The 26,761-nt window shown below is 46.7% G+C and carries 19 protein-coding genes; 7 read left to right on the plus strand and 12 right to left on the minus strand.

Going from position 1 to position 26,761, the window contains the following annotated elements; translation table 11 throughout:
• Nucleotides 1–112: 112 nt before the first annotated feature.
• Nucleotides 113–697, minus strand: a complete 585-nt coding sequence (locus FC26_RS06070) for a peptidylprolyl isomerase (RefSeq protein ID WP_057778756.1) — start codon at nucleotides 695–697, stop codon at nucleotides 113–115.
• A gap of 295 nt (nucleotides 698–992) precedes the next feature.
• Between FC26_RS06070 and FC26_RS06075 the strand changes: the two genes are divergently transcribed.
• Together FC26_RS06075 and FC26_RS06080 are read left to right on the plus strand one after the other, a co-directional pair.
• Nucleotides 993–3,920, plus strand: coding sequence for an LTA synthase family protein (locus FC26_RS06075; RefSeq protein WP_057778758.1), 2,928 nt, complete (start codon nucleotides 993–995; stop codon nucleotides 3,918–3,920).
• Between the two features lie 26 nt (nucleotides 3,921–3,946).
• Nucleotides 3,947–4,447: a methylated-DNA--[protein]-cysteine S-methyltransferase gene (locus FC26_RS06080; RefSeq protein ID WP_057778760.1), complete on the plus strand. Its 501-nt coding sequence runs from the start codon at nucleotides 3,947–3,949 to the stop codon at nucleotides 4,445–4,447.
• A gap of 184 nt (nucleotides 4,448–4,631) precedes the next feature.
• Here the strand turns inward: FC26_RS06080 and recQ are convergent, their stop codons facing one another.
• The 4 genes from recQ to FC26_RS06100 all read right to left on the minus strand — a co-directional run bounded on the left by recQ (nucleotide 4,632) and on the right by FC26_RS06100 (nucleotide 10,660).
• Entirely contained in the window at nucleotides 4,632–6,389 is a 1,758-nt protein-coding gene (gene recQ / locus FC26_RS06085; protein ID WP_057778762.1) for a DNA helicase RecQ, read from the minus strand.
• Between the two features lie 138 nt (nucleotides 6,390–6,527).
• A complete protein-coding gene (locus tag FC26_RS06090; RefSeq protein ID WP_057778764.1) occupies nucleotides 6,528–6,983 on the minus strand; it encodes a hypothetical protein in 456 nt (151 codons plus the stop codon).
• A 170-nt stretch (nucleotides 6,984–7,153) separates the two neighbouring features.
• Nucleotides 7,154–8,011, minus strand: a complete 858-nt coding sequence (locus tag FC26_RS06095; protein ID WP_057778766.1) for a DegV family protein — start codon at nucleotides 8,009–8,011, stop codon at nucleotides 7,154–7,156.
• Between the two features lie 114 nt (nucleotides 8,012–8,125).
• The gene (locus FC26_RS06100) at nucleotides 8,126–10,660 is read right to left on the minus strand and encodes a M1 family metallopeptidase (protein ID WP_057778768.1); all 2,535 of its coding nucleotides are present in this window, start codon (nucleotides 10,658–10,660) and stop codon (nucleotides 8,126–8,128) included.
• Between the two features lie 191 nt (nucleotides 10,661–10,851).
• On the opposite strand from FC26_RS06100, the gene FC26_RS06105 reads away from it, so the two are divergent.
• A complete protein-coding gene (locus FC26_RS06105; RefSeq protein ID WP_057778772.1) occupies nucleotides 10,852–11,862 on the plus strand; it encodes an Lreu_0056 family protein in 1,011 nt (336 codons plus the stop codon).
• Between the two features lie 240 nt (nucleotides 11,863–12,102).
• Here FC26_RS06105 and FC26_RS06110 read toward each other — a convergent pair whose 3' ends face one another.
• The 6 genes from FC26_RS06110 to helD form a co-directional block, all read right to left on the minus strand.
• On the minus strand, nucleotides 12,103–12,480 hold the full coding sequence (locus tag FC26_RS06110; protein WP_057778773.1) for a MerR family transcriptional regulator: 378 nt from the start codon (nucleotides 12,478–12,480) through the stop codon (nucleotides 12,103–12,105).
• Between the two features lie 10 nt (nucleotides 12,481–12,490).
• The gene (locus tag FC26_RS06115) at nucleotides 12,491–13,237 is read right to left on the minus strand and encodes an SDR family oxidoreductase (RefSeq protein WP_057778775.1); all 747 of its coding nucleotides are present in this window, start codon (nucleotides 13,235–13,237) and stop codon (nucleotides 12,491–12,493) included.
• Between the two features lie 331 nt (nucleotides 13,238–13,568).
• A complete protein-coding gene (guaA, locus tag FC26_RS06120; protein ID WP_057778777.1) occupies nucleotides 13,569–15,125 on the minus strand; it encodes a glutamine-hydrolyzing GMP synthase in 1,557 nt (518 codons plus the stop codon).
• 101 nt (nucleotides 15,126–15,226) lie between these two features.
• Nucleotides 15,227–16,147, minus strand: a complete 921-nt coding sequence (gene coaA / locus FC26_RS06125) for a type I pantothenate kinase (RefSeq protein WP_057778779.1) — start codon at nucleotides 16,145–16,147, stop codon at nucleotides 15,227–15,229.
• Nucleotides 16,148–16,272: 125 nt separating this feature from the next.
• Nucleotides 16,273–18,378, minus strand: a complete 2,106-nt coding sequence (locus tag FC26_RS06130; protein ID WP_057778781.1) for an LTA synthase family protein — start codon at nucleotides 18,376–18,378, stop codon at nucleotides 16,273–16,275.
• 198 nt (nucleotides 18,379–18,576) lie between these two features.
• Nucleotides 18,577–20,871 carry an RNA polymerase recycling motor HelD gene (gene helD / locus FC26_RS06135; RefSeq protein WP_057778783.1) on the minus strand — a complete coding sequence of 765 codons (2,295 nt, stop codon included), beginning with the start codon at nucleotides 20,869–20,871 and terminating at the stop codon, nucleotides 18,577–18,579.
• 217 nt (nucleotides 20,872–21,088) lie between these two features.
• Between helD and FC26_RS06140 the strand changes: the two genes are divergently transcribed.
• The 4 genes from FC26_RS06140 to hflX all read left to right on the plus strand — a co-directional run bounded on the left by FC26_RS06140 (nucleotide 21,089) and on the right by hflX (nucleotide 25,775).
• Complete coding sequence (locus FC26_RS06140) at nucleotides 21,089–21,742, plus strand: VTT domain-containing protein (RefSeq protein ID WP_057778784.1); 654 nt, start codon at nucleotides 21,089–21,091, stop codon at nucleotides 21,740–21,742.
• 83 nt (nucleotides 21,743–21,825) lie between these two features.
• Nucleotides 21,826–23,667 carry a cation:proton antiporter family protein gene (locus tag FC26_RS06145; protein WP_057778786.1) on the plus strand — a complete coding sequence of 614 codons (1,842 nt, stop codon included), beginning with the start codon at nucleotides 21,826–21,828 and terminating at the stop codon, nucleotides 23,665–23,667.
• A gap of 97 nt (nucleotides 23,668–23,764) precedes the next feature.
• On the plus strand, nucleotides 23,765–24,412 hold the full coding sequence (locus FC26_RS06150) for a histidine phosphatase family protein (protein WP_057778788.1): 648 nt from the start codon (nucleotides 23,765–23,767) through the stop codon (nucleotides 24,410–24,412).
• 79 nt (nucleotides 24,413–24,491) lie between these two features.
• Entirely contained in the window at nucleotides 24,492–25,775 is a 1,284-nt protein-coding gene (gene hflX / locus FC26_RS06155) for a GTPase HflX (RefSeq protein WP_057778790.1), read from the plus strand.
• A gap of 58 nt (nucleotides 25,776–25,833) precedes the next feature.
• Here the strand turns inward: hflX and FC26_RS06160 are convergent, their stop codons facing one another.
• Nucleotides 25,834–26,724: a TSUP family transporter gene (locus tag FC26_RS06160; RefSeq protein WP_057778792.1), complete on the minus strand. Its 891-nt coding sequence runs from the start codon at nucleotides 26,722–26,724 to the stop codon at nucleotides 25,834–25,836.
• Between the last annotated feature and the right edge of the window lie 37 nt (nucleotides 26,725–26,761).

The following is a 26,761-nucleotide window of genomic DNA, read 5'->3' on the forward strand; positions in this document are numbered from 1 at the left end:
ATCAGTCCCCCTTTGCCCTATTTTAGCGCAACTAATAACTTTAAGTAAGTAAAAAGTCTGTTGCTCAACGACCAGTCACTGGCTCTTGAACAACAGACTTTCATTCTACCTATTAATCTTCAATCGTCACGGTTTCCATCACAACATCTTCTGTCGGACGGTCAGACGCATCACGATCAACGCTGCCAATTTCCTTCACCACGTCCATGCCATCGAGTACTTGACCAAAGACAGTGTGACGGAAGTCAAGCCAAGGAGTGCCCCCATTTTTGTAGGCTTCCACGACTTCGGCTGGATAACCAGCGTCTTGCATTTGGCCAACCATTTGGGCCGGCACATTTTCATTAGAAACGATAAAGAACTGACTACCGTTCGTATTAGGACCAGCATTAGCCATTGATAGCGCCCCATTTAGGTTGAATACCTCTGGTGAAAATTCATCTTCAAATGAACCGCCAAAGCTACTTTCACCACCGGTACCGGTTCCCGTTGGGTCGCCCCCTTGAATCATGAAATCAGGAATCACCCGATGGAAAATAATGCCATCGTAGTAGCCATCTTTGGCTAATGCAACAAAATTTTCTACCGTTTTCGGTGCTTGTTCTGGGAATAATTGGATCGTAATATCCCCATGGTTGGTCTTAATCGTGGCCTTAGGCCCAGTAACACTTGCTAAATCAAGTTGTGGAAATGCCATAGTCGTTATCTCCTTGCGTTTTATTTATCTCATAGTTGCTATTATATCAATCAATCGTCGCAATTAACAACTAACTTATCCCGATCCGCTTGTTTTCACCCCTTAAAAGAAACACATTGCCCTTGTTTGTCTATACCCCTGATACCTGATTTCGCGTATACTGGTGCTAAACTGATCGCAATACGCGATCATCCGTGACATATTTGGAATCGTTGTCGCTTAAATTAATTGACACAGGCAATTGTTTCCAGATACACTATAATAAATTAAAACTAATCGAATTAAGGTGATCTTTTTGAAACATCTGCTCCACCCGAACCGGGGACTTATTTGGGCCGGTACCATCAGTGTCCTGATCCTGTTCGGGGTCTTAATTGTGGCCTCTGGTACATTCAGCCAGCTCCCCTACATGACCAGTGGCGCCTTTTGGGGCGTCTGGATACTGAAAAACATGGCGCTCATCGCCAGTCTCAGTATTCCAGTGGTCTTGGGAATGACATCCCCCAACGCACAACGACGACCTACCAAAGCAATCGGCATTCTCCTAGGATTCTGGATTCTAGTTATCCTGATAAAAGCGATAATGCCCGCCGTGCCAAATGGCGCTGCCAGCAGCTACCTGATTAAAAAATGTGGTCCGATGCTGCTTTGTTACCTCGGGCTCCTCTTCTTCGGTCCCCAACTCAGCCAACGCTTGTACCGCCTCTCTCTTTCCCAACTACGGCATCTGACTGGTGGGTTCACTGGTATCTACCTTCTTGCCAGTCTCACCACCGGGACTGACTGGCTCGGCATTGGTACCGGTCAAACGATCGTCATGTTTGGTTACCTATTTTTACTGGGACACTGGCTATTACGTGACCCGCTGTTATTACGTCTTCATCAGCTTTTGCTGGTGCTCGGAACTATCTTCAGCCTCGGTATTGCCCTTTTAATCTCGTGGTTCATGACCAACCGGGTTGCCTACGATCCCCACCACGGCCTCACTACTTCACAACACTACCTAGACGCCATCAGTTGGAACCAGCCCGTGATGATCATGGGGCTCGTCGGTATTTTAATCATTTTCAGACAGACACATCGGTTACCCCGTCAATTGTCGGTCATTGCTCAGAGCCTCCTTGGTACCAGCATTCTATGGCTGATAACCCCACAACTCTGCCAGGCGGGACTCACTGCGGTCTTTCGCTGGTCTCGTCAATTGCCAGTCCTCGGTCAGCTGAGTTTACTATTATTAATCGCCATTTTCCTGACCGGCATGTTAGCTGGTATCATTGGCGGCATCCTAACCCTCATTCAGCAAAGTCCCAAGACCGCCATTAACTGGCACGCCCTTTTGCTGCGCCTAACCGTTCATGCTTGGCGCACTTGGCTTTTGGTCGGTGTGACGTGGCTCATTACCGTGATCTCCATTTGGCACCTCTGGAATTGGCGTCTTAATATGATTCAATGGGTCATTTTACATCGTGAACTCATCATCTTTATCAACGTCCTGATGGTGTACGCCCTGTTTGCCATCTTAATGGCTATTTTTAATCGTTTTTGGTGGTCGGCAATCATCACACTCACCTGCTACACCGTATGGCTGGTAGTCAACGTGATCAAAATTTCGGACCGCAGTGAACCCGTGTTGCCGGCCGATACGTCGATGGTGACTTCGCTTTCTTCGATTCAAGATCTATTAAAGCTTGTCTCACCGGCCGTGATTGCCGGCGTCTTGATCCTCATAATCGCCACCAATTTACTCGCCTGGTGGCTGCAACGTCGTGATCCAAAAATTCGCTGGCGAACACCCCAACGGGTCATCATGATGCTACTCGCCGTGCTATTACTCTCCTCATTTCGCTTCGCCAACCATCCCGACTCCATTACCGCTAAAAGTTTGAGTGACGCTGGCGACCGGCCCTATTTTTATTCTCAGCTCCGGGCCGCCAAGCTTAACGGCACCCTCTTACAGTTCGCTAACAACATTGACGTGACCATCATGCATCAACCGCAGGGGTACTCTAAGATCACCATGCGCCGATTAGAAAAACGGTATCAACACACAGCCGCTCAAGTAAACGCACACCGTCGCTATGCGAGCATGGCTCACCAAAGCGTTATTTTCGTACTGAGTGAAAGCTTTGCTGATCCGAAAGACGTTCCTAACCTCCACGTTCAGGGTGATCCGTTACCGTATCTGCACCAACTTGAGAAAACGACGACCTCTGGCAAAATGATTAGTTCAGGGTATGGTGGGGGCACGGCTAACATGGAATACCAGGCGTTGACGGGCCTATCGCTGACTAACTTCTCGCCCACACTACCAACCCCCTATTCACAACTCGTCCCCTATCAAAAACAGACCTTCGCGATTTCGGATCTCTTTAACTACCGCGTCGCCATTCACCCTTTTACGGCGAACCTCTACAACCGCAAACAAGTGTATCAAAAACTCGGGTTCAACCAGTTTTACCATCTAGAAGGGGGCAATCATCTGAGCTACACGGCCAAGATTCAGCATAGTCCCTACATCTCAGATGCTTCGGCCTATTCGCAGACCATCAAGCAACTGAAAAGTCATGCAGGTGGCCAGTTCATTAACCTCGTCACCATGCAAAATCATATGCCGTTTGACAACTACTACGATCACGATGACTATCCCGTTTCCGGTACGGCCTATCTGGATGCCCAGCATAAACGTAACATTGAAAACTATATTCAGGGTATCCACTATACCGACACGGCACTAAAACAGTTCAATCATGAACTAGACCAGATCCATAAACCGGTGACCGTCGTTTGGTATGGCGATCATCTACCGGGAATTTACAATGGTGATAGTATGCAGCAGTATGGGATTGCGCTCCATGCTACCGACTATTTGATTTACGGTAACCGCTACAGTCCCGCCCATCATGTCCAACTGAGTAAGCATCGTGTGGTGACACCTAACGACTTCGCCGCCATGCTGCTGGCGCAAATGAACGTGAAGGTCTCGCCCTATTACGCCCTCCTCACCAAAGTCTACGAAGATCTGCCGGCAATGGCTTTAAACTCGTTTGACGGGGCCGCCAATAATACCGCCAATGGGAGTTCAGAGATGGTCGACGACAACGGTCAGCTCGTTTCACACCTCACTAAACATCAAAAACAGTTGCTTCACGACTATCGACTAGTACAATATGACTTAACAGCGGGGAAAGGTTACCTCGCTTCGCATGCATTTATGGATCGTTAACTTGTTTTGTCAATTGGAGGCCGCTCATGAACTATCAAACACAATATGTATCACCACTCGGAATCATCACCATCCTGACCGATGACCAGGCAATTCTTGGTCTCTGGTTTGAAAATCAAAAGCACTTCGGCGCTAAGTATGGGCTTGACCAGATTCCAACTGCAGCGACACCGCTCCACACTCAGGCTACTGCCTGGCTTGATCGGTACTTTGCCGGACAACACCCAGATCCTCGCGACCTGCCACTTGCACCGGCGGGGACGCCCTTTCAGCAGCAGGTCTTTACCATTTTACAAACCATCCCCTATGGTCAAACCTACACCTACCAACAAATTGCCGATCGCATCAGTGCCACTGACCATCACACGGCCCCCCGAGCCGTCGGCGGTGCGGTCGGCCACAACCCAATCTCGATTATTATTCCGTGTCATCGGGTCGTCGGCAGCGACGGTAATTTAACTGGGTATGCCGGTGGGATTGACCGCAAAATCTGGCTTCTGCATCATGAGTCTGCCCTGCTCGCGTAGGTTTTATGACAAACATGTTAAATTCTGACGCCTTGAGAAATAATAGTTAACAATACGAAATAGTAGCGTATAATTACTAATCGTGATAATGTTTTATCACTTCTGTGTTGACGCCCTCCTGCTGATGGGGCGTCTTTTTTTTGGACAAAAATAGGCGATCTCGATTTAAGATCGCCTATTTTGATTAAACTTCATCTTCGTGTTCAATCAAAATACTAAGAAACTGTTCGCCATACTTTTCAATTTTACTTTCGCCGATCCCGTGGACTGACAACATCTCATCAAGCGTTGTCGGCATCGTTGTACAAAGTTCACGGAGTGTTCGGTCAGAAAAAATCACAAATGGTGGCACGCCCTGTGATTCGGCCAACTCACGGCGCACCTGCCGGAGCTGTTCGAAAAGTTCATCATTAACCGGCAAAGATTGTTTGGCCTGCACGGCCGCCTTCCGGAAAACCTGCTGTTGCCCCCGTAAAACATCAATTCCCGCGGCCGACACTTTGAGGACCGGGTATTGACCACCATCGGCCACTAAATAATTGGAAGCCGTTAAAAAATCAATCAGTTCTGATACCTTTTTTTGTGAGTCGTTTTTCATCAAACCATATGTTGATAACCGATCAAACTGAAACTGCTTGACCCGTTCCACGCGTGAGCCTGTCAAAACTTGGGCAATCAAAGTCTTACCGAAACGCTCACCCATTCGTTTGACACACGATAGCACCTGCTGCGCCGCAACGGTAATATCTTGTGACTCGCGCTCATCCAAACAGTTACTACACTGACCACAAGCCGGTGCCTGCTCCCCGAAATAATTAAGAATATATTGCTGCAAACACTGCGGTGTATTGGCGTACTGCGCCATTAATTGAAGTTTATCGTACTCACGAGCCTTGGTCGCATCATCCATCTCGGATTGGTCAATAAAGAACCGCTGAATTTGCACATCGTTGAGCTTAAATAGCAGAATTGCTTCGCTCGGTAACCCATCACGGCCAGCCCGCCCGGCCTCTTGATAATACGCCTCCAAGCTACCGGGAATTTGGTCGTGAATGACAAACCGAACATTACTCTTATCGATTCCCATGCCAAACGCGTTGGTTGCCACCATCACGGGTAGCCGATCAAACAAAAAATCATCCTGATTCATTTGGCGTTCCTGCTTTGACAACCCGCCATGATACATGGTGACTGGAACGCCCTGCTTATCCAGCATCAGTGTCAGGCGCTCCACCTCCTTGCGGGTACTAGCGTAGATAATCCCCGACTGTTCCGTATTCATCTTGAGGTAGTCCAGCAAAAATCGATCGCTATCCTGATCCTTCACCACTTTAAAAGACAGATTTTCCCGAGCAAACCCCGTCTTAACCTCTCGTTGCAGATCCAAGCGTTGCATAATGTCAGCTGCCACTTTAGGGGTTGCGGTTGCGGTCAACGCCACAATCGTGGGGTGTGACGGCAACTGCTTGATAATCTCCGTTAGCCGTAAATAGCTCGGCCGAAAATCATGGCCCCATTGTGAGATACAGTGCGCTTCGTCAATCGCCACCAGCGAGACCGGTAACTGGGCAAGTCGCTCAAAGTAGCCGGAGTCCAACCGTTCAGGCGATACGTACAGTAATTTAACTTCCTGTCGTTCAACTTGCGCCAGACGCGTCGCAATCTCCGGATAATCCAGTGTACTGTTAATAAACGTCGCCGGAATATCATTTTCATTGAGTGCGTCGACTTGATCCTTCATTAATGAAATCAACGGGGAAATGACTAACGTAATCCCGTCTTCAAGCAGTGCCGGCACTTGATAGCAAATTGATTTACCACCACCAGTTGGCATAATCGCCAACACATTTTGCCGTTCTAAAATCGTATTAATAATGTCTTCTTGTCCGGCACGAAAGGTATCGTAACCAAATTTACTTTTCAAGATTGTTTGAGGCGTCATTTTCTCATTCCTTTATTTGATAGTCCGTCCTCTATATTAGATGATCTGTGGTCAAATTGCGAATCACCTACCACTTAAATACGCAAAAAGTCCGCCAGAATCGGCGGACAATTAGTCATTGACACTATTAATTTATTTTTAAGCGGGCACCACTTTTAACATGATGCGCATAGCCAAGGGCTTTACCAAAATTCCACGCACGATGTAGGCTAAAATAAACGAACGCGCCCAGGTCATCAGTAGCCCCGTCACGCCAATTGCTGGCAACTGACCGGCTGTCAGTAGGCCCCAAGTACACATGCTGAAACACATGATCACAATCATCGTCCAGCCTCGAATTTGACTACTCTTTTTAAGAAGTGCCTGACCTGTGAGTCCCACGGTAGCACGGCTAATCAGCCAGTTCGTTATGTTACTAGCCACCATCAAATTATAGATAAAGGCCACGACGATCGTCTGAACCCACCACCCGAAAAACGCGTGGAAGGCGCTCGTGGTCCACCCCATCGCAAACAAATTACCGATTAGGCTCATGATGGACCCCATTCCGAGGCACATTTCAGCCGTTAAAAATAAGCGTTGTTTCGTTGACATTGTAATCCCATCCTTTAACAGAGTTTGATCACTACGCCAACTACCGTCTTCAAAACGGACACACTGTCAGCTGACATCGATCAAAAATCGTCGGTATCGTTCAAGCCTATTGATAGTGTGCGCATGATAGTCATTAGTTTAGTCCTAATTTGCCCCCCAAAGCAAGTTTTTTAGGCTTCTATTTGAACCCCCACACCAATGAGGCCGGGCCCGGTGTGCACGCCTAACGACGGTGAAATATCACCTTGATAATCCACTGCATGCCCCGTTTGTTCCTGCAACGCTGCCGATACTTGCGCCAACAACGCTGGATTCTGACCATGAGCCACGGCGATCCGTCCCCGCTGTCCCGCAAAATCACCGGCCACTAGGGCCACCATTTTAGCAACAGCTTTATTTTCTGAGCGTGACTTGGTGATCGGATAGTAAATTCCTTCCGGATCACACGAAATCACTGGTTTAATTTTCAAGGCACTGCCGACGAGGCCAGATACTCGGCCAATCCGGCCTCCCGCTCGTAAATACTTCAATGTGGGGATGTAGAAATAAACGTGACTCTTGGCAATCGATGCCGTCACCTTAGCCACAACCGTTTCAAATGAGTGGCCCTGATTAATCAGCTCACTCGCATAAACGGCCTGCAAGCCACTGCCAATCCCCACGCTCTTTGTATCCAGCATCACAACCTGATCTGAATCAAACTGCTCCGCTGCGAGTCGAAAGGTCTGATGAGTCGCCGATAGACCACTCGAAATGGTGATTCCTAAAATTTTGGTGAACCCTTCATCCAATAGACCTTGAACGGCAGTCGTAACTTGTTCAGGGGCTGGACTCGCCGTTAGCGGCAGTGCCGAAACCGTCTGTAGCCGGGTATAAAACTCATCGGGCGTTAAGTTCACCCGATCTTGATAGTCTTGGCCTTCGATCGTTACAGTTAATGGGACAATGCGGATATTATCATTGGCATCAACAACTGCTTGTGGGACATCTGATCCTGAATCAACGAGAATCGCAATTTTTTCCGTCATGAGTGCGCTCCAATTCTATATAATGTTATTGACGATATTATATAGTTTTACAAACTAGATGTAAATAGGCGTAACAAAAAAAGAATTCGATTTGTTTCATCGAATTCTTTTTTGTTACTTAATGGTTGCTGCTACGGCCGCATTAACTGCCGCCTGTTCATCTGTAATAAGTTGTACGCGGCTTTCAATCACAGTGATATCCATCGTAATTTCACGCGTGAGTCCCGGTGTTGCAATCTTCGGCTCGAAGAACGCCTTAAATTCGGCAAGCCGTGCGGCCGTCTTGAAAATTCCGGCGATGACCGTAATGTAAGTGGTGAATTCCATGTCACCACCCACCGTTTTTTCAAGCCAGCCCCAATCCTTACGAATCCAGTCCCAAGCAGTCTGTTCACCAGCAGGGTTCGCCAAAGTGCCCCGGAACCAAGCCCGTAAATCTTGGGGTTTAATCGTATTCGGATCCTCAAACTGCTGAATTAGTTTCGTAATCAGTTGGGGGTCCGTTGTGCCAGTCAAGGCTGCGCAAATGCTAGACTTATAGCTTGCATCACTGGTTTGCCGATACTCATCGAGTAATCGATCAAACAAGGCCGCGGTCCCAAAGTGTTTAACCTCGTTGGCTAAAATTAGCGTCCGGGTATCGGCTGCTAACGTCGCCAGCTGGTCACGGTTAGCCACAAAGATATCGTGAGCTGCCGCAATTGTCGCCGCATTTTCGGCGTACAACGATGCTCGTAATACAAACGGCCGCGTTAATTGATCGTCATGCGATTCTCCCGTCTTAGTCGTCCACCCGAGGCGAGCCACTTGTTGGGCACTAAGCTGATCAAACAACGTCTGTAACTGGTCTTTTTGCGCCGAATCAGGTACAACAAACTGCTTCAAATCGCCAGCTACCCGATATAGAGCGTCGTTCACAATAGTCTCGTGACGCGCCGCAAACTTCGTCAATAGTGGCACAATGGTGGCGTATGAGATTTGACGTCCCTGTGCCAATAAACGCTGGTCCTGAAGTAGCTGTAACTGCGAAATAGCGTCCAGTTCAGTCACATGTTCTAATAGATCGGCCATCAACGTTTCATCATACTTCACGATAAAGTGTGACTCATTGCCCAGGTTCAACCGGAATGGCTGTCCTTCACGCGCTCGCAACTGCTGGTAGTCGCCAATCACAATGTGCTTTCCGGTCATAATGCCGGGCACGTCTTGATAGTTAGCCTTTAATGGAATCTGCCACTGCCGACCAGTATCCTTACCGGTACCAATGAAGAACTGTTGTTGTGACAGCGTCAACTGACCATCCTCGACCGCGGCAGTGACAACCGGATAGCCAGGTTGTTCCAACCATGATTGCATGATTGTGCCCACATCAATTCCCGACGCCATGGCCAGTGAATTCCATAAATCGGGACCCGTGGCGTTGCCATATTTATGCAGTTCGAAGTAGTTCTTCAACCCGGTGCGTAGTGCTTGATCCCCGATTAGGGCTCGCACCATGACCAACATCCGTGCACCCTTAGCATACACGATCGCCCCGTCGAACAACGCATCAATTTCGGCTGGATTTTCGACCTGCACGTGCACGGATTGGACCCCATCGGTTGCGTCACGCTGCAGGGCAGCCGGTACATCCGACGTCTGGAAAAGTTCCCAAATATGCCAGTCGGGTTCGATTGCATCGATCGCAACATACTCCATCATGTTGGCAAAGCTTTCGTTTAACCACAGATCGTCCCACCACTTCATCGTGACGAGATCACCGAACCACTGATGCGCTAATTCATGGGCAATCACGGTTGCTACCAATTGCTTCGTATCAAAGGCCGTGTTATCTGGATCCAGTAACAGGTATGCTTCACGATAGGTCACTAGCCCCCAGTTTTCCATCGCGCCCGCCGAGAAATCGGGTAACGCGAGCTGCCAGGAGTGTGGTAGTGGATACGGTGTTTGATAAAAGTCTTCATAAAATTCAATCGAACGTTTGGCAATGTCGAGTGCAAAATCAAGTTCATTCGCCTTGTGTGCCTTGGTAGCAAACACCCCTACTTGGACGCCACTCTTAGTCGTCGTCAGCTTACTTTGCAAGTCGCCAAAGGCAAATGCAATCAAGTACGTCGACATTTTAACCGTGGTATCAAAGTAATGAACCCCGTTTTCGGTCCGCACCTCAGGCATATTGCTCAAGATGGTCTCACCGGGATGCTCATCAAATTTAATGGCTAAATCAAACGTTGCCTTCGCCTCTGGTTCATCAACACAGGGGAAAGCTTGGCGGGCAAAGTTCGTTTCAAATTGAGTCCCAATAACCTGTTTTTGAACGCCATCGACTTCGTAGTATGACGGATAAATCCCCATCATGGAATCGGTCAACTTCGCCCGATAGCTAATCGTTAACGTCACACTCCCCGTTTGACCAAGGTTAATTCGAATTGCATCAGCCTGATTATCGCTGACAAACCGAATGCGTTTCCCGTTGAGTTGCACATAATCCACGAGCAAAGCTTTTTGATGAATGCTGATTGTTTCCTGCTTTGCATCCCCAGTAATAGTCGTTAGACCACTGATTTGTTTATTTTGGCGGTTAATTTCCAAGTACACATTGTAATGTGTTGGTTGGAAAGTTTCATAAAAATGTGTCATTTCAGCCATATTTGATCCCCCAGTTAATTTAGAATACGTCCATTATACGCCAACGCTCGGTTTAAGTCTGAGGATTGCGCTCGATATTGAATAGAAATCAGTTGAACCGATTAAGTGACTTAATCTGCTCTCAAGCAATCGATAACTTTCAGGTTTGCGTTATACTAACATTAACGAAATCTTGGGGAGGATTACTTTTTATGGGAAAATTTAAACTCATCGCAACGACGGTCGCGGCGACCGCTATCTTACTTACCGGATGTGGCACGAGCAACGGTTCACAAAAGTCAACATCGCAATCTGCTGTCAGTTCTACTAAGGCAACATCCGCTTCCAGCAAGCATGCCACTAGTCAAAAAGCAACGGCCACACTGTGGAACACGGCCAAGGCGTCCCAGTTACGAAGTTACATTAAGACATGGGGACCAACGATGAACCAATCGTATCAGGAATATACCACTAGTAACGATGTCAATTTTTACGGTTACCACTTTCCTAGTGACTTTGCCAGCACGCAACTTGTCTATAACGGACACAACTATTCCGCTCAACTTTCTCAGGACGGTACTGGAACGGGTACTGATACCTTCCATGTTGTCGCCGTATATTCAGATGTTGAATCCATTGATAATCGGCCTGGTGGCTACCTTTACTTGTTTGCGTTCAAGAACGGGCAGCCCTACACCCTCGTTTCTGACCAAACTAACGGTGGTGGCGGACTTCATGTCAGAGACTCGGCCAATCAAGATATTTCCAATGCTTTCAGCAAAATCGCTAAAAACACTTCGACTACCGCCTCGGCAAAATCAGCCACTAGCACCACGAGTCAAACAACTACGCTTGACGATAAAACAGCTGGCGTCCTCGTTTCTCTGCGGGCAAATGCCGATTGGTTTAAGGAAGGCGCCAATAATAATGGAATGTGGTATGGTAATGCCGGTAATGATTTTGGTGACGAAGTCGTGGGGTACAGCTACATGACCGCCAACGGTGACCCAACCAGTTATATTTACTACAAAATCAGTGGAGATAGTGTCACGTACAAAGTGTGGACCGCGCGCGATTCAGTTGCGGATGGCTACTTCAAGTCCACCACGACCACACTATCCAGCCTCGAAAGCGACTACTATAGTACAAAAGATCAGAAGGCTGAAGTTCAACAGTACGCTAACGAAGTAAAATCTGAAAGTAGCTTTAATGACGGCGAATAGTGTTTCTTTCAGGACTCGGCTTAGAGGTGGTAGGTTTCTCTGATCCAGAGGATGTTGAACACGTTTGTTAAACTTAATTAGAAAGTGAAAAGTACTAAAGTCTAAGTTGGCTTTAGTACTTTTTATTTTAAATTCTTTATAATTGGAAATTTAAACCTTTAGCTGGATGATACAATGCGATCATGAGGATACAATCTACGAATTCTAACTTACCACTATCAGTAATTATTCTTGTGACATCTATTTTATAAGTTTACCGTGATATCCCTCGACATGAGTTTCATAATTTTGAACCTTTTTATTTATCAGGTCATACGTATTTTGAACCTCATCCAAGTGCCTTTTAATGACTTTAAGTTGTTCTCTAAGAAGGTCTTTCCGAGCTTCTAAGGTTTTCTTCCCACCTTTGAATAATTCTATATATTCGATCAAATATTCAATACTAACACCAGCTTCACGCATACATTGTGCGAAGCTGATCCAATCCATATCTTCTTGGTCATAATCTCGATACCCAGCTTCATCCCGATTTACTGGTGGTATTGCGCCTTGCCGTTCCCAATATCTTAAGGTATCTGCTGGTATATTATATTTTTGTGAGACCTCTTTTATTTTCATTTAACTACTCCTACCATGGTTGATCAGTCGGTCCAACCGTAAACTCATTGACGTTAGTATCCTCCGGTTGATCAATGGCAAACGCAATAACATTAGCTACTCGATCAGGCCCAATTTGATAGGTATCATACACATCTTTCGCGCCACTGGCTGTAGTGGTATCTGTGATAGTCTTTAACAGTTCAGTGTGAATTGCCGCAGGATAAATGGTGGCTGTACGAATGTGTGACCCTTCCTGAGCTGATTCCATACGCAAAACTTCCATCATATCCCGAACCGCCCATTTAGTAGCACCATAAATTGCACCGCCAGGATAGGCCTTTAGCCCTGCCACAGATGATGTTGTAATAACGTGACCAGATTTTTGCGCTTTAAAAGTTGGTAACACAGCTGCTATTCCGTTCATAACGCCCTTAATGTTGACATCCACCATTTGATTCCACTCATCAACTTTAAGTTCAGAAAGCGGTGAGTTCGGCATTAATCCAGCATTTAAGAAAATTACATCCAACTTACCAAACTTATCCTTAGCCAACTGAACTAGCGCTTCATTGTCTGCCGGATTGGTCACGTCAGTCACTTGATAAACTGCCTCACCACCCGCTGCGATAATTTGGTTTGTTAACTCTTTAAGTTTACTCTCTCGACGTGCACCAAGAACAACTTTGGCGCCTTTCGAAGCCAACAACTGGGCAGTAGCTGAACCAATTCCTGATGATGCTCCCGTAATTGCGACTACTTTGTTTTGAATGGTCATGATTGAATCCTCCTAAATTTTTATTGTCCATATCATAAACCTTGGAGTCGACTCAAAGGCAAGCACTTCTCTAAAATTAATTAAATAATTCTCTACTATGCCAATATATTTATCAAAATAACACGTAAAAGTTTAAGCGTTCAGATGACTCATTCATTGTTATTGTGGATTCATACTTTTTTCGTTTACAGAGTAAAAGCCAGTCCAAATTTCTTTGGACTGGCTTTTACTAGGTTAGCAGACTACCATATTAATTTAAATTATTTTTGAATCAGATACAGTTTCCGAACCGCCAATTACTGGTATTCGGACACCAAATTCATTTGGCGTCTTATTCCCATTCAATTGTCGAAGGTGGCTTACTGGTACAATCGTACACAATCCGGTTAACATGCTCCACTTCGTTGACGATCCGCACGGAGATCTTTTGCAAGACATCCCATGGAATCCGCGCGAAGTCCGCCGTCATCCCATCAATAGAGGTTACGGCACGAATGCCGACAGTGTAATCGTATGTCCGACCATCACCCATGACACCGACACTCTTGATGCCTGGCAAAACGGTAAAGTATTGCCAGATATCCTTATCAAGCCCGGCTTTAGCAATTTCTTCCCGCAGGATCAAATCACTGTCACGTACAATCGTTAATTTTTCATCGGTGATTTCACCAATGACCCGAATTCCAAGACCAGGACCTGGGAATGGCTGACGCCAAACAAGTTCGTATGGCATACCAAGTTTTTCACCCAATTCACGGGCTTCATCCTTGAACAAGCTCCGCAATGGTTCGATCAATTCAAAGTGCATGTCTTCTGGAAGACCACCCACGTTGTGATGTGACTTGATCGTTTGGGCCGTATCTGTCCCACTTTCGATCACGTCAGTATACAACGTGCCTTGCGCCAAGAAATCAATACCATCAAGCTTCTGAGCTTCATCATTGAAGACCTGGATAAATTCGTTCCCAATGATCTTCCGTTTCTTCTCAGGATCACTCACGCCGGCCAACTTACTCAAGAAGCGTTCCTGAGCGTCCACCTTGATGATGTTCAAACCAAGCTTGCCAGCTAAGCCGTTCATCACTTCGTCAGCTTCATTCTTCCGCAGGAGACCGTGGTCGACGAAGATACAAGTTAATTGGTCGCCAATGGCTTTATGCAATAAGGTTCCCACGACGCTTGAGTCCACCCCGCCAGAAAGGCCAAGTAAGACTTTGCGATCGCCCACTTCTTTACGGATGTGGTCAACTTGAAGGTCAATGAAGTCATCCATCGTCCAGTTTGCTTCGGCTTCACAAACGTCGAAAGCAAAGTGCTTCAAGATTTCACTACCGTATTCGGTATTTTGGACTTCTGTATGAAATTGAAGACCGTAGAACTTACGATCGTCATCCGCCATTGAAGCGATTGGGCAGTTTTTGCTGGTGGCAACGGCTTTGAAACCATCTGGTACTTTGGTTACCAAGTCACCATGGCTCATCCAAACATATTGTTTTTCAGGCAGGCCTTTAAACATCACTGCGTCTTTATCGGTAACTTCAATATCTGCGTGTCCATACTCAGAGTTGTCGGCGTTTTCAACCGCGCCTCCTTGTAACTTGTATGCCATCAATTGCATACCGTAGCAAATTCCAAGAATTGGAATGCCTAGTTCAAAAATTGCTGGATCAACTGAAAATGCATCATCCGCGTACACACTGTTGGGTCCGCCAGAGAAGATGATACCCTTTGGGTTAATCGCTTTGATCTGTTCAGCAGTTGTCTTATGTGACATTAACTCTGAATAGATACCAAAGTCACGGATACGTCTCGTAATCAGTTGGTTGTACTGACTACCAAAGTCCAAGACAATAATCTTGTCGAACGCATCAAGGTTAACGTTAGCCAATGTTTGCCACCCCTTTGATAAATTTTCCTAACGAAATCCATTTTACGGGTTAATTTCGTTCGGGTCAATGATTATTAGGACGGTCTCATGATTAAAACCGTTTACTTTCTTAAATAGATTTTATCGATCAAATGGTGCTTCGTTTTATGCAAGATAACATCCGCTCGGTTGCGCGTCGGCAAGATGTACCGGTTCAAATTAACGAGGTCAATATCTTGCCAAATTTTATGTGCCCGTTTGAATGCTTGGTGTCGATCACCGATCGCGTAGGAATAATAATAGTTCGTGGGATCCCGAAAGGCCGAATCTAGTAATAGTTCGAATCGTTCGATAAACCACTTCTCGATCAGTTCCGGATTGGCATCCACATAGACCGAAAAATCGAAAAAATCACTAATGTACAGGAGTTGATTTGACGGGAGTTGCAGAGTATTAATCCCCTCCACGATCAAAACATCCGGCTGCACAATCTTTTGCTTTTGGTCCGGCACAATATCGTATGTCGCATGTGAGTAGACGGGTGATTCGACAACATCCACACCAGCCTTCACATCGTTTAAAAACGTGAGCAGGGCTTCCATGTCGTAGGATTCCGGAAACCCTTTTCGGTTCAAAATTCCCCGCCGCTTCAATTCCGCCGTCGGGTACAAGAAGCCGTCCGTGGTAATTAATTCCACGTTGCGCTGGGGCATCAGCCGGTTCAATAAGAGTGATAATAGCCGGGCCGTGGTACTTTTACCAACCGCTACAGAACCCGCAATGCCGATAATAAAGGGAACTCGGCGGGCCGGCATTTTGAGAAACGCCGCCTTTTGGTCCTGCCACTTAAGATACTGTTGATACTGCAACTTAATTAGTTTCACTAGTGGGAGATAAACTTCACTCACATCATTGAGTGAGATCCGATCGTTTAACGCCTTAATCTGATTTAAATTATCCTGAGTTAGTTCAACGTGGTCGTCAGCACTAAAATTACCCCAGTCACCACGATCAAACTGAAAATAATTGACTCGATCCTGCATCATCGCAACCTCATTTTATTCATAAATTACAAATATTCTAACATACCCACCGCCGACAAACACGTTTATGTGTAAGTCAAAAGGGCCGGTAAGAAATTATCTTCTTCCGACCCTTTTATAGAAAACTATTTTGCCGTTGGGAAGGTGTAATCCTTCGCATCAACATTTTGAAGTTCAGGCGCATCCGTCGTGTATTCGTCAAGCGTCGACTTACCGCCGTTTTCGCTTTCAACACTCGTCTTCTTCTTTTCCTGAGCTTCTTTGAGCTTCTTCAAACTCTTATTCAAGTTGTAACTGTAGTCCTTCTTATTCACCTTAGTGAAGCCCTTTGGATGGTAGAAACGGAGAAGATCCCCATTAACAACCTTATCTGAGAGATTCAGTTCGGTGGTGACATACTTCTGATCCTTTTCGACCGCCGCTTTTTGTGCCTTAGTCATGTGGGTCAGTTTCTTACCCGTCTTCGTATCATAGACGTCACCACCGTACTTGGTGTACTTAGCACTGACAAAGTCCCCGTTCCGGAACGACACAATCTGCTTTCTGTTCGTCGCCAGCAAATCTTGACCGAACTGAACGTAGTTGCTGGAGTCGATACCCAACAAGTTTTCAATCGTTGGTAGCACATCGATTTCACCACCGTAAGTATGATTAATGCCCCCCTTGAGTCCTGGCATTTGAATCATAAACGGTACCTTTTGGAACATCGCTAGATCGTAATTCGTAACCTTCTTCTTACCGAGGATATCAGCAATCGCAGACTTATGGTTGTTCGAAATACCATAGTGATCCCCGTAAAGAACAATCATACTATTCTTCCGTAGGCCAGATTTATCAAGGTAGTTCATAAACTCACCGATTGATTGGTCCAAGTAGTGCGCCGTTTGAACGTACGGATCAACCGTATTATCGCCCGTCTTTAATTGATCAATCGAAATGTTTTCCTTATCTAGTGGGTATGGATAGTGGTTCGTAACCGTGATTAACTTCGCATAGAACGGTTGTGGTAACTGCTGAATGTAGTTTGCCGCGCCCTTCAAGAAGATCTTGTCTTTAATCCCGTAACCTTCTTCATCGTTCTTCACGTTTGGATAGAATGATTTACTAAAGAAATAGTCATATCCCCATGACTTATAGGCGTTATCCCGATTCCAGAAACTTGGCACATCCCCATGGAACGAAGCGGTCGTGTAGCCTTGCTGTTGACTTAAGATCGCGGGCGCTGCTTGGAACGTGTTCGTCGTCCCGTCAATCGTCATTGCGGATCCTTCAGAAAGCCCAAACAGCGAGTTTTCAAGCATCAATTCAGCATCTGACGTCTTCCCTTGCCCAACTTGGTTAAAGAAGTTGTCAAATGAGATTGTATCGCTAGCATGGTAAATTTTATTGAGGTTCGGTGTTACTTCTTTGCCATCGACCTTATAGTCGATCACGAACTGCTGCAAACTTTCTAGGTGAATGATAAAGACGTTCTTGCCCTTAGCCACCCCTTTATATTGGATATCAGCATTCGTTTTATTTTTCTTGAGGAAATTAAGAACTGGTTTGAGATCCGAAGAACTCGCCTTTGATTTCACCTCGTTGTTATGCGTCGTCTTGACCGCATCGTACACCGTATAGAACTGAAGCCCTAAGTACTTCACAATGTAGTTGTTATCAAAGGTCCGAGTTAACAGACCAGAACGGTTACCTTCCGCCATCCCCAGGTTGGCGCCAAACAGGAGCACCCCAAGCATGGTAATCACGCCTGCATACCGAAGCTTAAAGTAGCGACCATCGATTCGAATCAGCTTAAATGCGAGTACCAGAATCAAAATGACCACGTCGGTATACACAAACAGGTCTGACATTCTAAAAATGCCGGCAAGACTCTTACCGAGGTTATTCGATACCGAGCCTGAGCCAGAAATCAAGTTAAAGGTAATAAAATCCGAGAATTCACGATAGTACAGAATATTAGCAAATAACCACGTCGACAGGATTGCATCAATCAAAATCATCAACCAATAGGACAATCGGCCCCGGAAATATAGCGCGATCCCAATTAAAATGATCGCTCCTGGAAATGCGTTAAACCACAACAGAAACTGTTGAACATTACCAACGGCTCCTAGTGCGAACTTGTTCTCGTACGCCCAGCCATCCTTAATCGCAAACAAAATAACCGTGAGAATGAAGAATCCAAGCTTGGAATTCAAACCGGACCTTACCTTCTGCAACACAGTTTTCATAATCTTTCCTCCATCTAAAAATATCGCCACGTCCTATCATACCGTATTTCACGTTAAAGGCAATTTAATATCACAATATTTCCTAAATGTTTAGAATTTAGTCAAACTTTCATATGCTCCATTGTACCGAATTTGGTCTGGCTTTTTACCGGATCATCAAAAAAGACCAGAAATTTTAACATTTCCAGTCTATATTAGTTATTGAATTAAATCGTACTGATCTGTCGGAACCTGATCAATCAAGCTGGTCATTGACCCGATGCCGATCATCGTCAGTTCGTGCATGGCCCGTGAACAGATCGTGTATAGCAATTGCCGTTCATCATCCCCGACGTACTGCTGAGCATTGGCATTCCACACGATGACCGCGTCAAATTCCAACCCCTTAGCTAGGTAGGATGGTACAACGATGGTGCCTTGCACTAGCCGTTGGTTCTCGGTTTTGATCAGTGTCACTTGCACACCACGCTTCTGTAGTTGTGTGCAAATTTTCTCACTGTCTTGTAAAGTCTTCCCAATGATGGCCGTCGTATCCTGTTCGGCACGTTCCTGCTTCAACGTCGCCATTACCTGATCCGTAGCCTGTTCTAATGTCGGGCTTACGATGACCTTTGGCAACTCGCCTTGTCGTTCAAACGGTTCAACGGCTTCCCCATTTTTCAAAATGGCTCGGGTAAATTCGGTAATCTGCTTCGTTGACCGGTAGGATTTCGTCAATTGCACCACCTTGGTCTTATCGGGATCAAACATGGTCCCGAGTTGGCCTAGCAATGAGCGGCTATTTTCCTTGGTAAAGATGGCTTGGTTCAAGTCGCCGAGGAGGGTAAATTTAGCCTTTGGAAAACTAAACTGCAGATAGGCCAACTGGTAAGCATCGTAATCTTGCACTTCATCGACAAAGACATACCGGATATCGCGTTCGCCACGCTTCCCAGTAATCAGGTCGTAAAGGTACAGATAGATCGTCACATCGCTGGCATCTAGATGCCGTGTTTTCAGCTTCTCATAGGTCGCATCAACGTGCGCATCCCACTCGGCAGCGGTAATACCATACTTTTCGAGGTTCACTAATTTAGGTGCCACGCGCATGAAGTGCATAAATTGAGAGTTAATACTGATCCACCGGTTATGGTCGATCGCTTTTTTGATGGGCCGGAACGCCTTAATCACAATTTGACGGGCCAAGAACTTGAATTCCTTATCGCCGGATTCGAATTCACGCGGCTGGTCGCCAAACAACGCATCCATTTCTTGCTTACTGAGCGATTGCACGGTCTGTTCAACCCACTTGGAACGCATCTCCGAACTGATTCGGTGATTGAGCATCTTAACGAGTTCCTGTTTCGTTGCGTCTAATCGGTTGCCCAAGTGATAGTTAAGGTTGAATGAATAGTAGATGTCGCGAATCTTTTCACGACTGATGAAGACCTTCCCGTCAAACATGAGGTTCCGGAATCGCATATCATCTTTTTCCAGGTAATGCGCGTACCGGTTCGTGGCCTTAAAGAAGGCTAAGCTCGTCTTCAAGGCGGTAATCTTTTGCGCAGCCGCACTTTGATCGGCCTCAAATCGTTGTTGTAGCGTTTGTACCGTCATATTGGGCAGCCGGCGGTTAGCAAACTGGAAGTAGGTCATTTGTACCATATTCTGTTCGCCCAACTCTGGCAAGACTTGATTGATGTAGTCATTGAATAATTGGTTTGGTGAAAATAAGACCACCTGTCCCGAATTGAGGTTCCCTCGATACCGGTATAGTAACCAAGCGACCCGTTGGAGGACCGCAGCCGTTTTACCGGAACCAGCAGCCCCTTGAACAAAGAGTAACTGGGCATCGGTATTCCGAATAATTTGGTTTTGTGCCTTTTGGATCGTCGTGACGATGCTCTTCATTTTCGTGTTGGAATGGGTTCCCAACGCTTCCAGCAACATCTGGTCGCCGACCGTTTCATCGGTGTCAAAGATGGTGACAATGGCCCCGTCTTTAATTTGAAACTGCCGCTTCAAACTCACATTGACCGTTTGCGTACCATCGGGAGTCTGATAACTAATCTCTCCGAGTCCACCATCATAGTAGACGCTTGAAATGGGTGCGCGCCAATCATACACCAAAAAATGATCCGGTCGGTCGGTGAAAGTTGCCAACCCGATATAAATGGTTTCTGGGTGTTCTTCGCCCGTTTCTTGGAAATCAATCCGGGCAAAATATGGCGTTTGTGCCAGTTTCTGTAATGTTTGTAGTTTCTGGTTGGCATGTTGCCAACTACCTTCCCGCTCTGCCAGCATTTGCTGTTGTTGGCGGACCGACATCGCCGTGTCCATCATCCCGGAATAGGATGTGGTATTGACATGAATATCGTCAAATTGAGAATTAATATCGTCGACGTCCTTTTTAGCCGTGCCGATATTCTTCTTTGCCGCATCTTCAGCTAATTGAATTTTATCAATTACTTCATTTAAATGTTCTTGTTCGTAATCTTGAATTGAATCTGCCAAATCGACGCCCCCGTAAAAAAGTAATTAAATAATTATATCATGTTCACTAATATCATCAAGCGATACGATCACTTAGTTTCCCCGGTTAGTTTCTCAAATAATTGTTAAATGTTCAGCAAATTGGTAGTTTTTTTGCACAAAACTCCTTAGAATAGGAGTAATCACAATTGAAAACGCTTTTCATCAATACTAAATTAAGCGAGTGGAGGCCCGTCTAATGGATCAGGTGATGTATATTTTGTCACATCTAAATGACGTCATTTTACCAATGGTCAACTGGCTAGGACCGTGGAGCTATCTGATTTTATTCATGCTGATCTTCATGGAAACCGGGTTGGTCGTTTTCCCGTGGCTGCCTGGTGAATCCCTGATTTTCCTAACGAGTGCCCTCGCGGCCGTTGCCGGATCAGAGCTGAACATCTTTGTACTTATTTTTGTTTTCTTCTCCGCGGCCGTCATCGGCGATACGGTCAACTTTCACATCGGCAATCGCCTCCTAAAATGGTCGTTCTTTCGCCGGCACGTTAAAAGTCATACCCTGCTGCGAACCGAACGTTTTTTCCAAAAATACGGTATTCTCGCCGTCGTTTTCGGGCGCTTTGTTCCGCTCATTCGGACCTTCGTCCCCCTCATTGCTGGAACTTCCCGGTTCAAACTGACCCGCTTTACAATTGCCAATTTCTTGGGTGTGGGCCTTTGGGTATGCGTGGGGAGCGCCCTCGGCTACTTTTTCGGGACGATTCCTTTCGTGCAGGCCCATTTAGCCCTCATTATCATGTGTATTGCGCTCATCGCCATTACGCCGACCACCCTCTTTTGGATTGTCCGTCACATTCGGCGCCACATTATTTCTCGTAATTTCACCCGCTAATCTGTATCAAGTCGTCACTAGTTTTGTTATACTAGTGGCGTTTTATTTTACAATCAATTAATTCAACTCAAGGAGCAATAACATTGGATCAACTTTCGCTCGTTATCGTCTTGTTCGCGGCCTTAATCACCCCGCTCATCATGGCGAAGTTCAAAATCTCAGCGCTTCCCACCGCAGTCATCGAAATTATCGTCGGTATTCTGCTGGGAAAAAGCGCCCTCAACGTTGTCAGTGCCACTTCATCACTCAACACCCTCTCGGATATTGGCGTGATCGTGCTGTTATTTTTAAGTGGGATGGAAATTGACTTTTCCCTCTTTCAACGGCAACCTCATCGTACTAAGCAAGCTCAACCGGCCACTTCACCCTTAAAGCTGGCCAGCTTTTCGTATCTCTCAATTGTGATTCTTTCATTGCTGATTGCGATTGTGTTCAAGGTGACCGGTCTCTTCAGCGATCTTTGGTTGGCGGCCATCCTTTTTGCCACGGTCAGCCTCGGGGTCGTTATCGCCACACTCAAGGAACGCGAGCTCTTCAGCAAACCATTTGGTCAAACCGTCCTTTTGATTGCCGTCCTGGGTGAAGTCGTCCCAATGCTGGCCCTGACCATTTACGCGGCCGCTTTTGGTTCTTCTAGCCACTCGCTTTGGCTCATTTGTTTGTTATTTTTAGCAGCCGTCATTTTGTTCAAACGGTTTCGGCGGTTCTTTAGCTTTTTCGAACGAATCAATAAATCCACCACGCAACTCGACATCCGGCTGGCCTTTTTCTTGATCGTCACCTTGGTCGCGATTGCCGAATCCGTGGGGGCCGAAAGTATCTTTGGCGCCTTTTTGGCTGGTATTGTGCTTAAACTGCTCCAACCACATGAGGACACCCGTGATAAATTGGATTCATTTGGCTACGGGTTGTTAATTCCGATCTTCTTCATTATGAGTGGGGCCACCCTGAACATCCCCCAACTCGTCCAAGACCCCAAAACCCTCATCTTAATTCCACTCTTCTTTATCGCATACTTGGCAGCTAAGGTGCTGGTCTATGCAATTCTTAAGCGCCGCTTTTCCACGGCTAACGCATTTGCCGGAACGGCCCTGAATACGGCCACGATTACACTGGTCTTAGCGGTCCTGAAAGTCGCGAAAAGTATGCACGCGGTGACCAGTCAACAATCCGGGGCCTTTACGCTCGCCGCCATCATCACCTGCATCCTCGCACCACTGCTTTTCAACCACTACTTTCAACCTGAAAAAGAAACGCTCAAGCCCACGATTGTGCACTTCATTGGTACTAACCTCGCCACGATTCCCGTGGCGCAACAGCTCGCGAAGGGCAACTACGATATCAAAATGTACACCGATAAGGAAAAAAATTACCATGCCTACAATAGTCAGGTTAACGTGGCCCTCTTACCCAGCCTGGAAACACAAGATGTTGTTGCTCAAGACGTTTTCGCAACCGATATCCTTGTTCTCGGGCACTTTGATGCCATGAAAAATTACCGTCTTGCCTTAGCCGCCAAGAAAATGGGCGTCACCCGAGTAATTGCGCGGTTCGAAGATCGTAATATTCTTAACAATGCCGAGGATGAATTGATTGACGCCGGTGTGGAAGTTTACAGCACGCCAGAGGCGAACATCAGTATTCTCCGGAGTCTGATTGAAGTCCCATCGACACTCCGAATGCTTCAAAGTACCGAATCTGGCATTTACGAAGTAACCGTTCGGAACCTCCGCTACACGGGGACCGAAATTCGAAATCTCCCGTTTGTAAGTGAAATTACCATCAGTCAAATCTACCGTCATGGACACTTTATTAAGCCTTCGGGCGACACCGCAATTGAATTAAACGATCGTCTTATCTTCACTGGTAGTAAGGAACATGCGCCCCTCATCCGGCAAGCACTCGGACGGCTTAACACGATCTAGCATCATGAACACTTCTCCAGCCATTCGAATCAGTAAGTATGGTAAACTATTAGTGCAATGAACGTCCGTTAAATCCCATTTAAAGGAGACCAGTACTATGTCAATTAACGTTTATTTTGTCCGTCACGGACAAACTTATCTGAACTTGTACGATCGAATTCAGGGGTGGTCCGATGCGCCACTGACTGCCAAGGGACGCGCTGATGCCCAACGGGTGGCTGACCAACTCAAGAATGTCCACTTCGATGCTGCTTATAGCAGTGACCTGAGTCGAACCGTCATCACGGCCCGGACAATTTTGGCGGCTAACGTCAGTGACCTTACCGAACCCATTCAGGAACCGGACTTTCGGGAAGAATTTTTCGGCTTCTTCGAAGGTGCTATCGGGCCGGACACCTGGAAACAAATCGGTAAGGCCGATGGGCTCACGCGCTTCGAACAGTTCGTCGACCGCTACACCCTCGAAGGGACGCGCGACTTGATCGCCAAAAACGATCCGTTTCACGATGCGGAAGATGATCACGCCTTCTGGACGCGTTACGGCCACGGAATCGATAAACTGCGGCAGTTTCCCGATGGCAGTACGATTTTGGTGGTGTCCCACGGCACTGCTATTCGTTCCATCATCAGTAAGTACGCCAAACAGATTCCCCCTGTCGCGCCCGCTAACGGCAGTATCACCAAGGTTACCCTAACCGCTACCACCACTGACGTTGACTTTTATAACCAATTAACCCTGCCATAACTCATAAAGGAGCTTGCGATGATGCCAATTTAAAATCCAGTGCACCTCGTTGCCATCTTTCACATTTTAGGAGGTACTTATGGATACACAACCAACAACCGAACCGGTGATCATTGCCGGACTTAATTTAGCTAACCAACAAGTCGATTTTGACTACTCAATGGAAGAGCTTGCCAATCTAATCGAAGCCAACGAAATGACCGTCGCTGATCGCCTCGTGCAATCGCTCGACCGTCCCAACGCCGCAACCTACTTTGGTAAAGGGAAGGTCGAAGAACTCGCCGAACTGATCACCGCAACTGGTGTTCAGACCGTGGTCACCAACGATGAGCTGTCACCCAGCCAAATTCGTAACCTCGAGGAAAACACGACGGCCCGCATCTTAGATCGGACCGCTTTGATTCTCGAAATCTTTGCCAAACGCGCTAAGTCTCGGGAAGCCAAACTCCAAGTAGAAATTGCCCAGTTACAGTACCGCCTACCACGCCTAAAAACCAGCGCTAATCAACGGTTGGATCAACAAACTGGTGCCGGTGGCGGGAGCTTTACCAACCGTGGGGCTGGTGAAACGAAGCTCGAAATGAACCGTCGGACTATTCAAAATGCGATTACCCATTTGCGAGGCGAACTCGCCGAACTTAATAAATCGGCTACTACGCAACGCCAACAACGGGCTAAAAGTGGCATTCCGACAGCCGCACTTGTCGGCTACACTAACGCCGGCAAATCAACCATCATGAATGGTCTCGTCCGGATGTTTGGTATCGATGATGACAAACAAGTTTTCGAAAAAAATATGTTATTCGCCACGTTGGATACTAGCGTCCGGCAGTTAACCCTTCCCGATCAAAAACAGTTTTTGCTGAGTGACACGGTTGGCTTTGTCAGCAAGCTACCCACCCACCTCGTCCAAGCCTTTAAGTCTACACTGGCCGAGGCCGCAAACGCTGATTTATTGATCCAAGTCATCGACTACTCAGATCCACACTACCAAGAAATGATGGCAACCACTGCCGCAACCCTGAAGGAAATTGGCATTGAAGATATCCCGATGATCCTCGTCTTTAATAAGGCGGATAAGATGGAAGTTCAGTTTCCCGTCATGGACGGCGACGATCAGGTTGTTTTATCAGCTCGTGATGAACAGTCCCTTGGTATGCTAGTTGGGGTAATTAAGAGTCATCTCTTCACCAACTACGTCACAGTAGAGTTATTAATTCCATTTGCCGATGGTGAAGTCGTGTCGTACCTCAACGACCATGCTCATATTCTCAGCACCGACTACCTCGCAACCGGTACGCAGCTCAAAGTAGAACTCTCTGCTACCGACCAACAACGATTTGCCAAATATCAACAACAATAATCATAGTGATTAGAAAACGCGCTTGGAAAATTTAGACAATTTCCAAGCGCGTTTTTATTTACTTTGATGCTTTTATCTGACGACTAGACGCAATTCCACTGCGCCAGAGCTGGTAAGCGGTCCAGAAACTCACCACTACGATCAACCAGCCCAGAACTTCCAGCGACATGCTCTTGACAACCGTGGCCGCAATCACAACCCCGACGATGCCGCCCACAATGAACCCAAAGATGCCACGAAGTGAAAACCGGCCATTGCGAATGAAGTTGACGCTAACGCTTGGCATTAGCATCGCACACGATAGCATCATAATCGGAAAGGCCGCGATGGGCTTCAATCCTAGGAAGTAAACGAGCACCATGCAAGGGGCGTACAGACCGACACCGGCCGACATTAACATCCCCAGCACAAAGTTCCCCGCCACCCCAATCACCAGCGGCCAACCGGTTAGCCCGAGTGCTTCATTGTGGACGGCAATGATCGAAATCCAGCCCATCTTATTAATGGCCATCAAAATCGAGGTCGCAATTAATGCCAGCGCCATCGTTTTTTGAATCACGGCGGCGTTCATTCTGACGACCACCTCGCTGCCAACTAACGACCCGATAATTGCTGCGATCACCATGGCGCCCATCGTGAGGATGTCCACCTTCACCGCCGTCACAAAGAATAGGGCTTCGGCCACCGTTGGGATCGCGTGGGCCATATTCATCGTTCCCGGTAACTGCCGCTCATCATCGAGGTAGTGTGTCCACCCAAACAGGGTCGTTGTCGTAACGAAGCTTCCAACCCCTAAGGTATCCAGAAAATCCGTCAGGCCACCGATGCCAAACCCCAGTAACTGATCACGCCAAGTCATCTTCGGACGTTGCTTGATAACTTGCCAGATAATTAGGCCCAATAACCCCAGCGCAAAAATTAGCAGTAAGGCCACAATAAGTTTGATCATTTTCAATTCTCCCGTTTTTCAATATTGTTTTAGTATA

This window comes from Paucilactobacillus vaccinostercus DSM 20634, from assembly GCF_001436295.1.
Lineage (GTDB): Bacteria > Bacillota > Bacilli > Lactobacillales > Lactobacillaceae > Paucilactobacillus > Paucilactobacillus vaccinostercus.

Bases quoted from the DNA above. Each gene is read 5' to 3' on its own strand.
- FC26_RS06070 (WP_057778756.1), bottom strand. From the start codon at position 697: ATGGCATTTCCACAACTTGATTTAGCAAGTGTTACTGGGCCTAAGGCC.
- FC26_RS06080 (WP_057778760.1), top strand. From the start codon at position 3,947: ATGAACTATCAAACACAATATGTATCACCACTCGGAATCATCACCATC.
- recQ (WP_057778762.1), bottom strand. From the start codon at position 6,389: ATGACGCCTCAAACAATCTTGAAAAGTAAATTTGGTTACGATACCTTT.
- FC26_RS06090 (WP_057778764.1), bottom strand. From the start codon at position 6,983: ATGTCAACGAAACAACGCTTATTTTTAACGGCTGAAATGTGCCTCGGA.
- FC26_RS06095 (WP_057778766.1), bottom strand. From the start codon at position 8,011: ATGACGGAAAAAATTGCGATTCTCGTTGATTCAGGATCAGATGTCCCA.
- FC26_RS06100 (WP_057778768.1), bottom strand. From the start codon at position 10,660: ATGGCTGAAATGACACATTTTTATGAAACTTTCCAACCAACACATTAC.
- FC26_RS06105 (WP_057778772.1), top strand. From the start codon at position 10,852: ATGGGAAAATTTAAACTCATCGCAACGACGGTCGCGGCGACCGCTATC.
- FC26_RS06110 (WP_057778773.1), bottom strand. From the start codon at position 12,480: ATGAAAATAAAAGAGGTCTCACAAAAATATAATATACCAGCAGATACC.
- FC26_RS06115 (WP_057778775.1), bottom strand. From the start codon at position 13,237: ATGACCATTCAAAACAAAGTAGTCGCAATTACGGGAGCATCATCAGGA.
- coaA (WP_057778779.1), bottom strand. From the start codon at position 16,147: ATGCAGGATCGAGTCAATTATTTTCAGTTTGATCGTGGTGACTGGGGT.
- FC26_RS06130 (WP_057778781.1), bottom strand. From the start codon at position 18,378: ATGAAAACTGTGTTGCAGAAGGTAAGGTCCGGTTTGAATTCCAAGCTT.
- FC26_RS06140 (WP_057778784.1), top strand. From the start codon at position 21,089: ATGGATCAGGTGATGTATATTTTGTCACATCTAAATGACGTCATTTTA.
- FC26_RS06150 (WP_057778788.1), top strand. From the start codon at position 23,765: ATGTCAATTAACGTTTATTTTGTCCGTCACGGACAAACTTATCTGAAC.
- hflX (WP_057778790.1), top strand. From the start codon at position 24,492: ATGGATACACAACCAACAACCGAACCGGTGATCATTGCCGGACTTAAT.
- FC26_RS06160 (WP_057778792.1), bottom strand. From the start codon at position 26,724: ATGATCAAACTTATTGTGGCCTTACTGCTAATTTTTGCGCTGGGGTTA.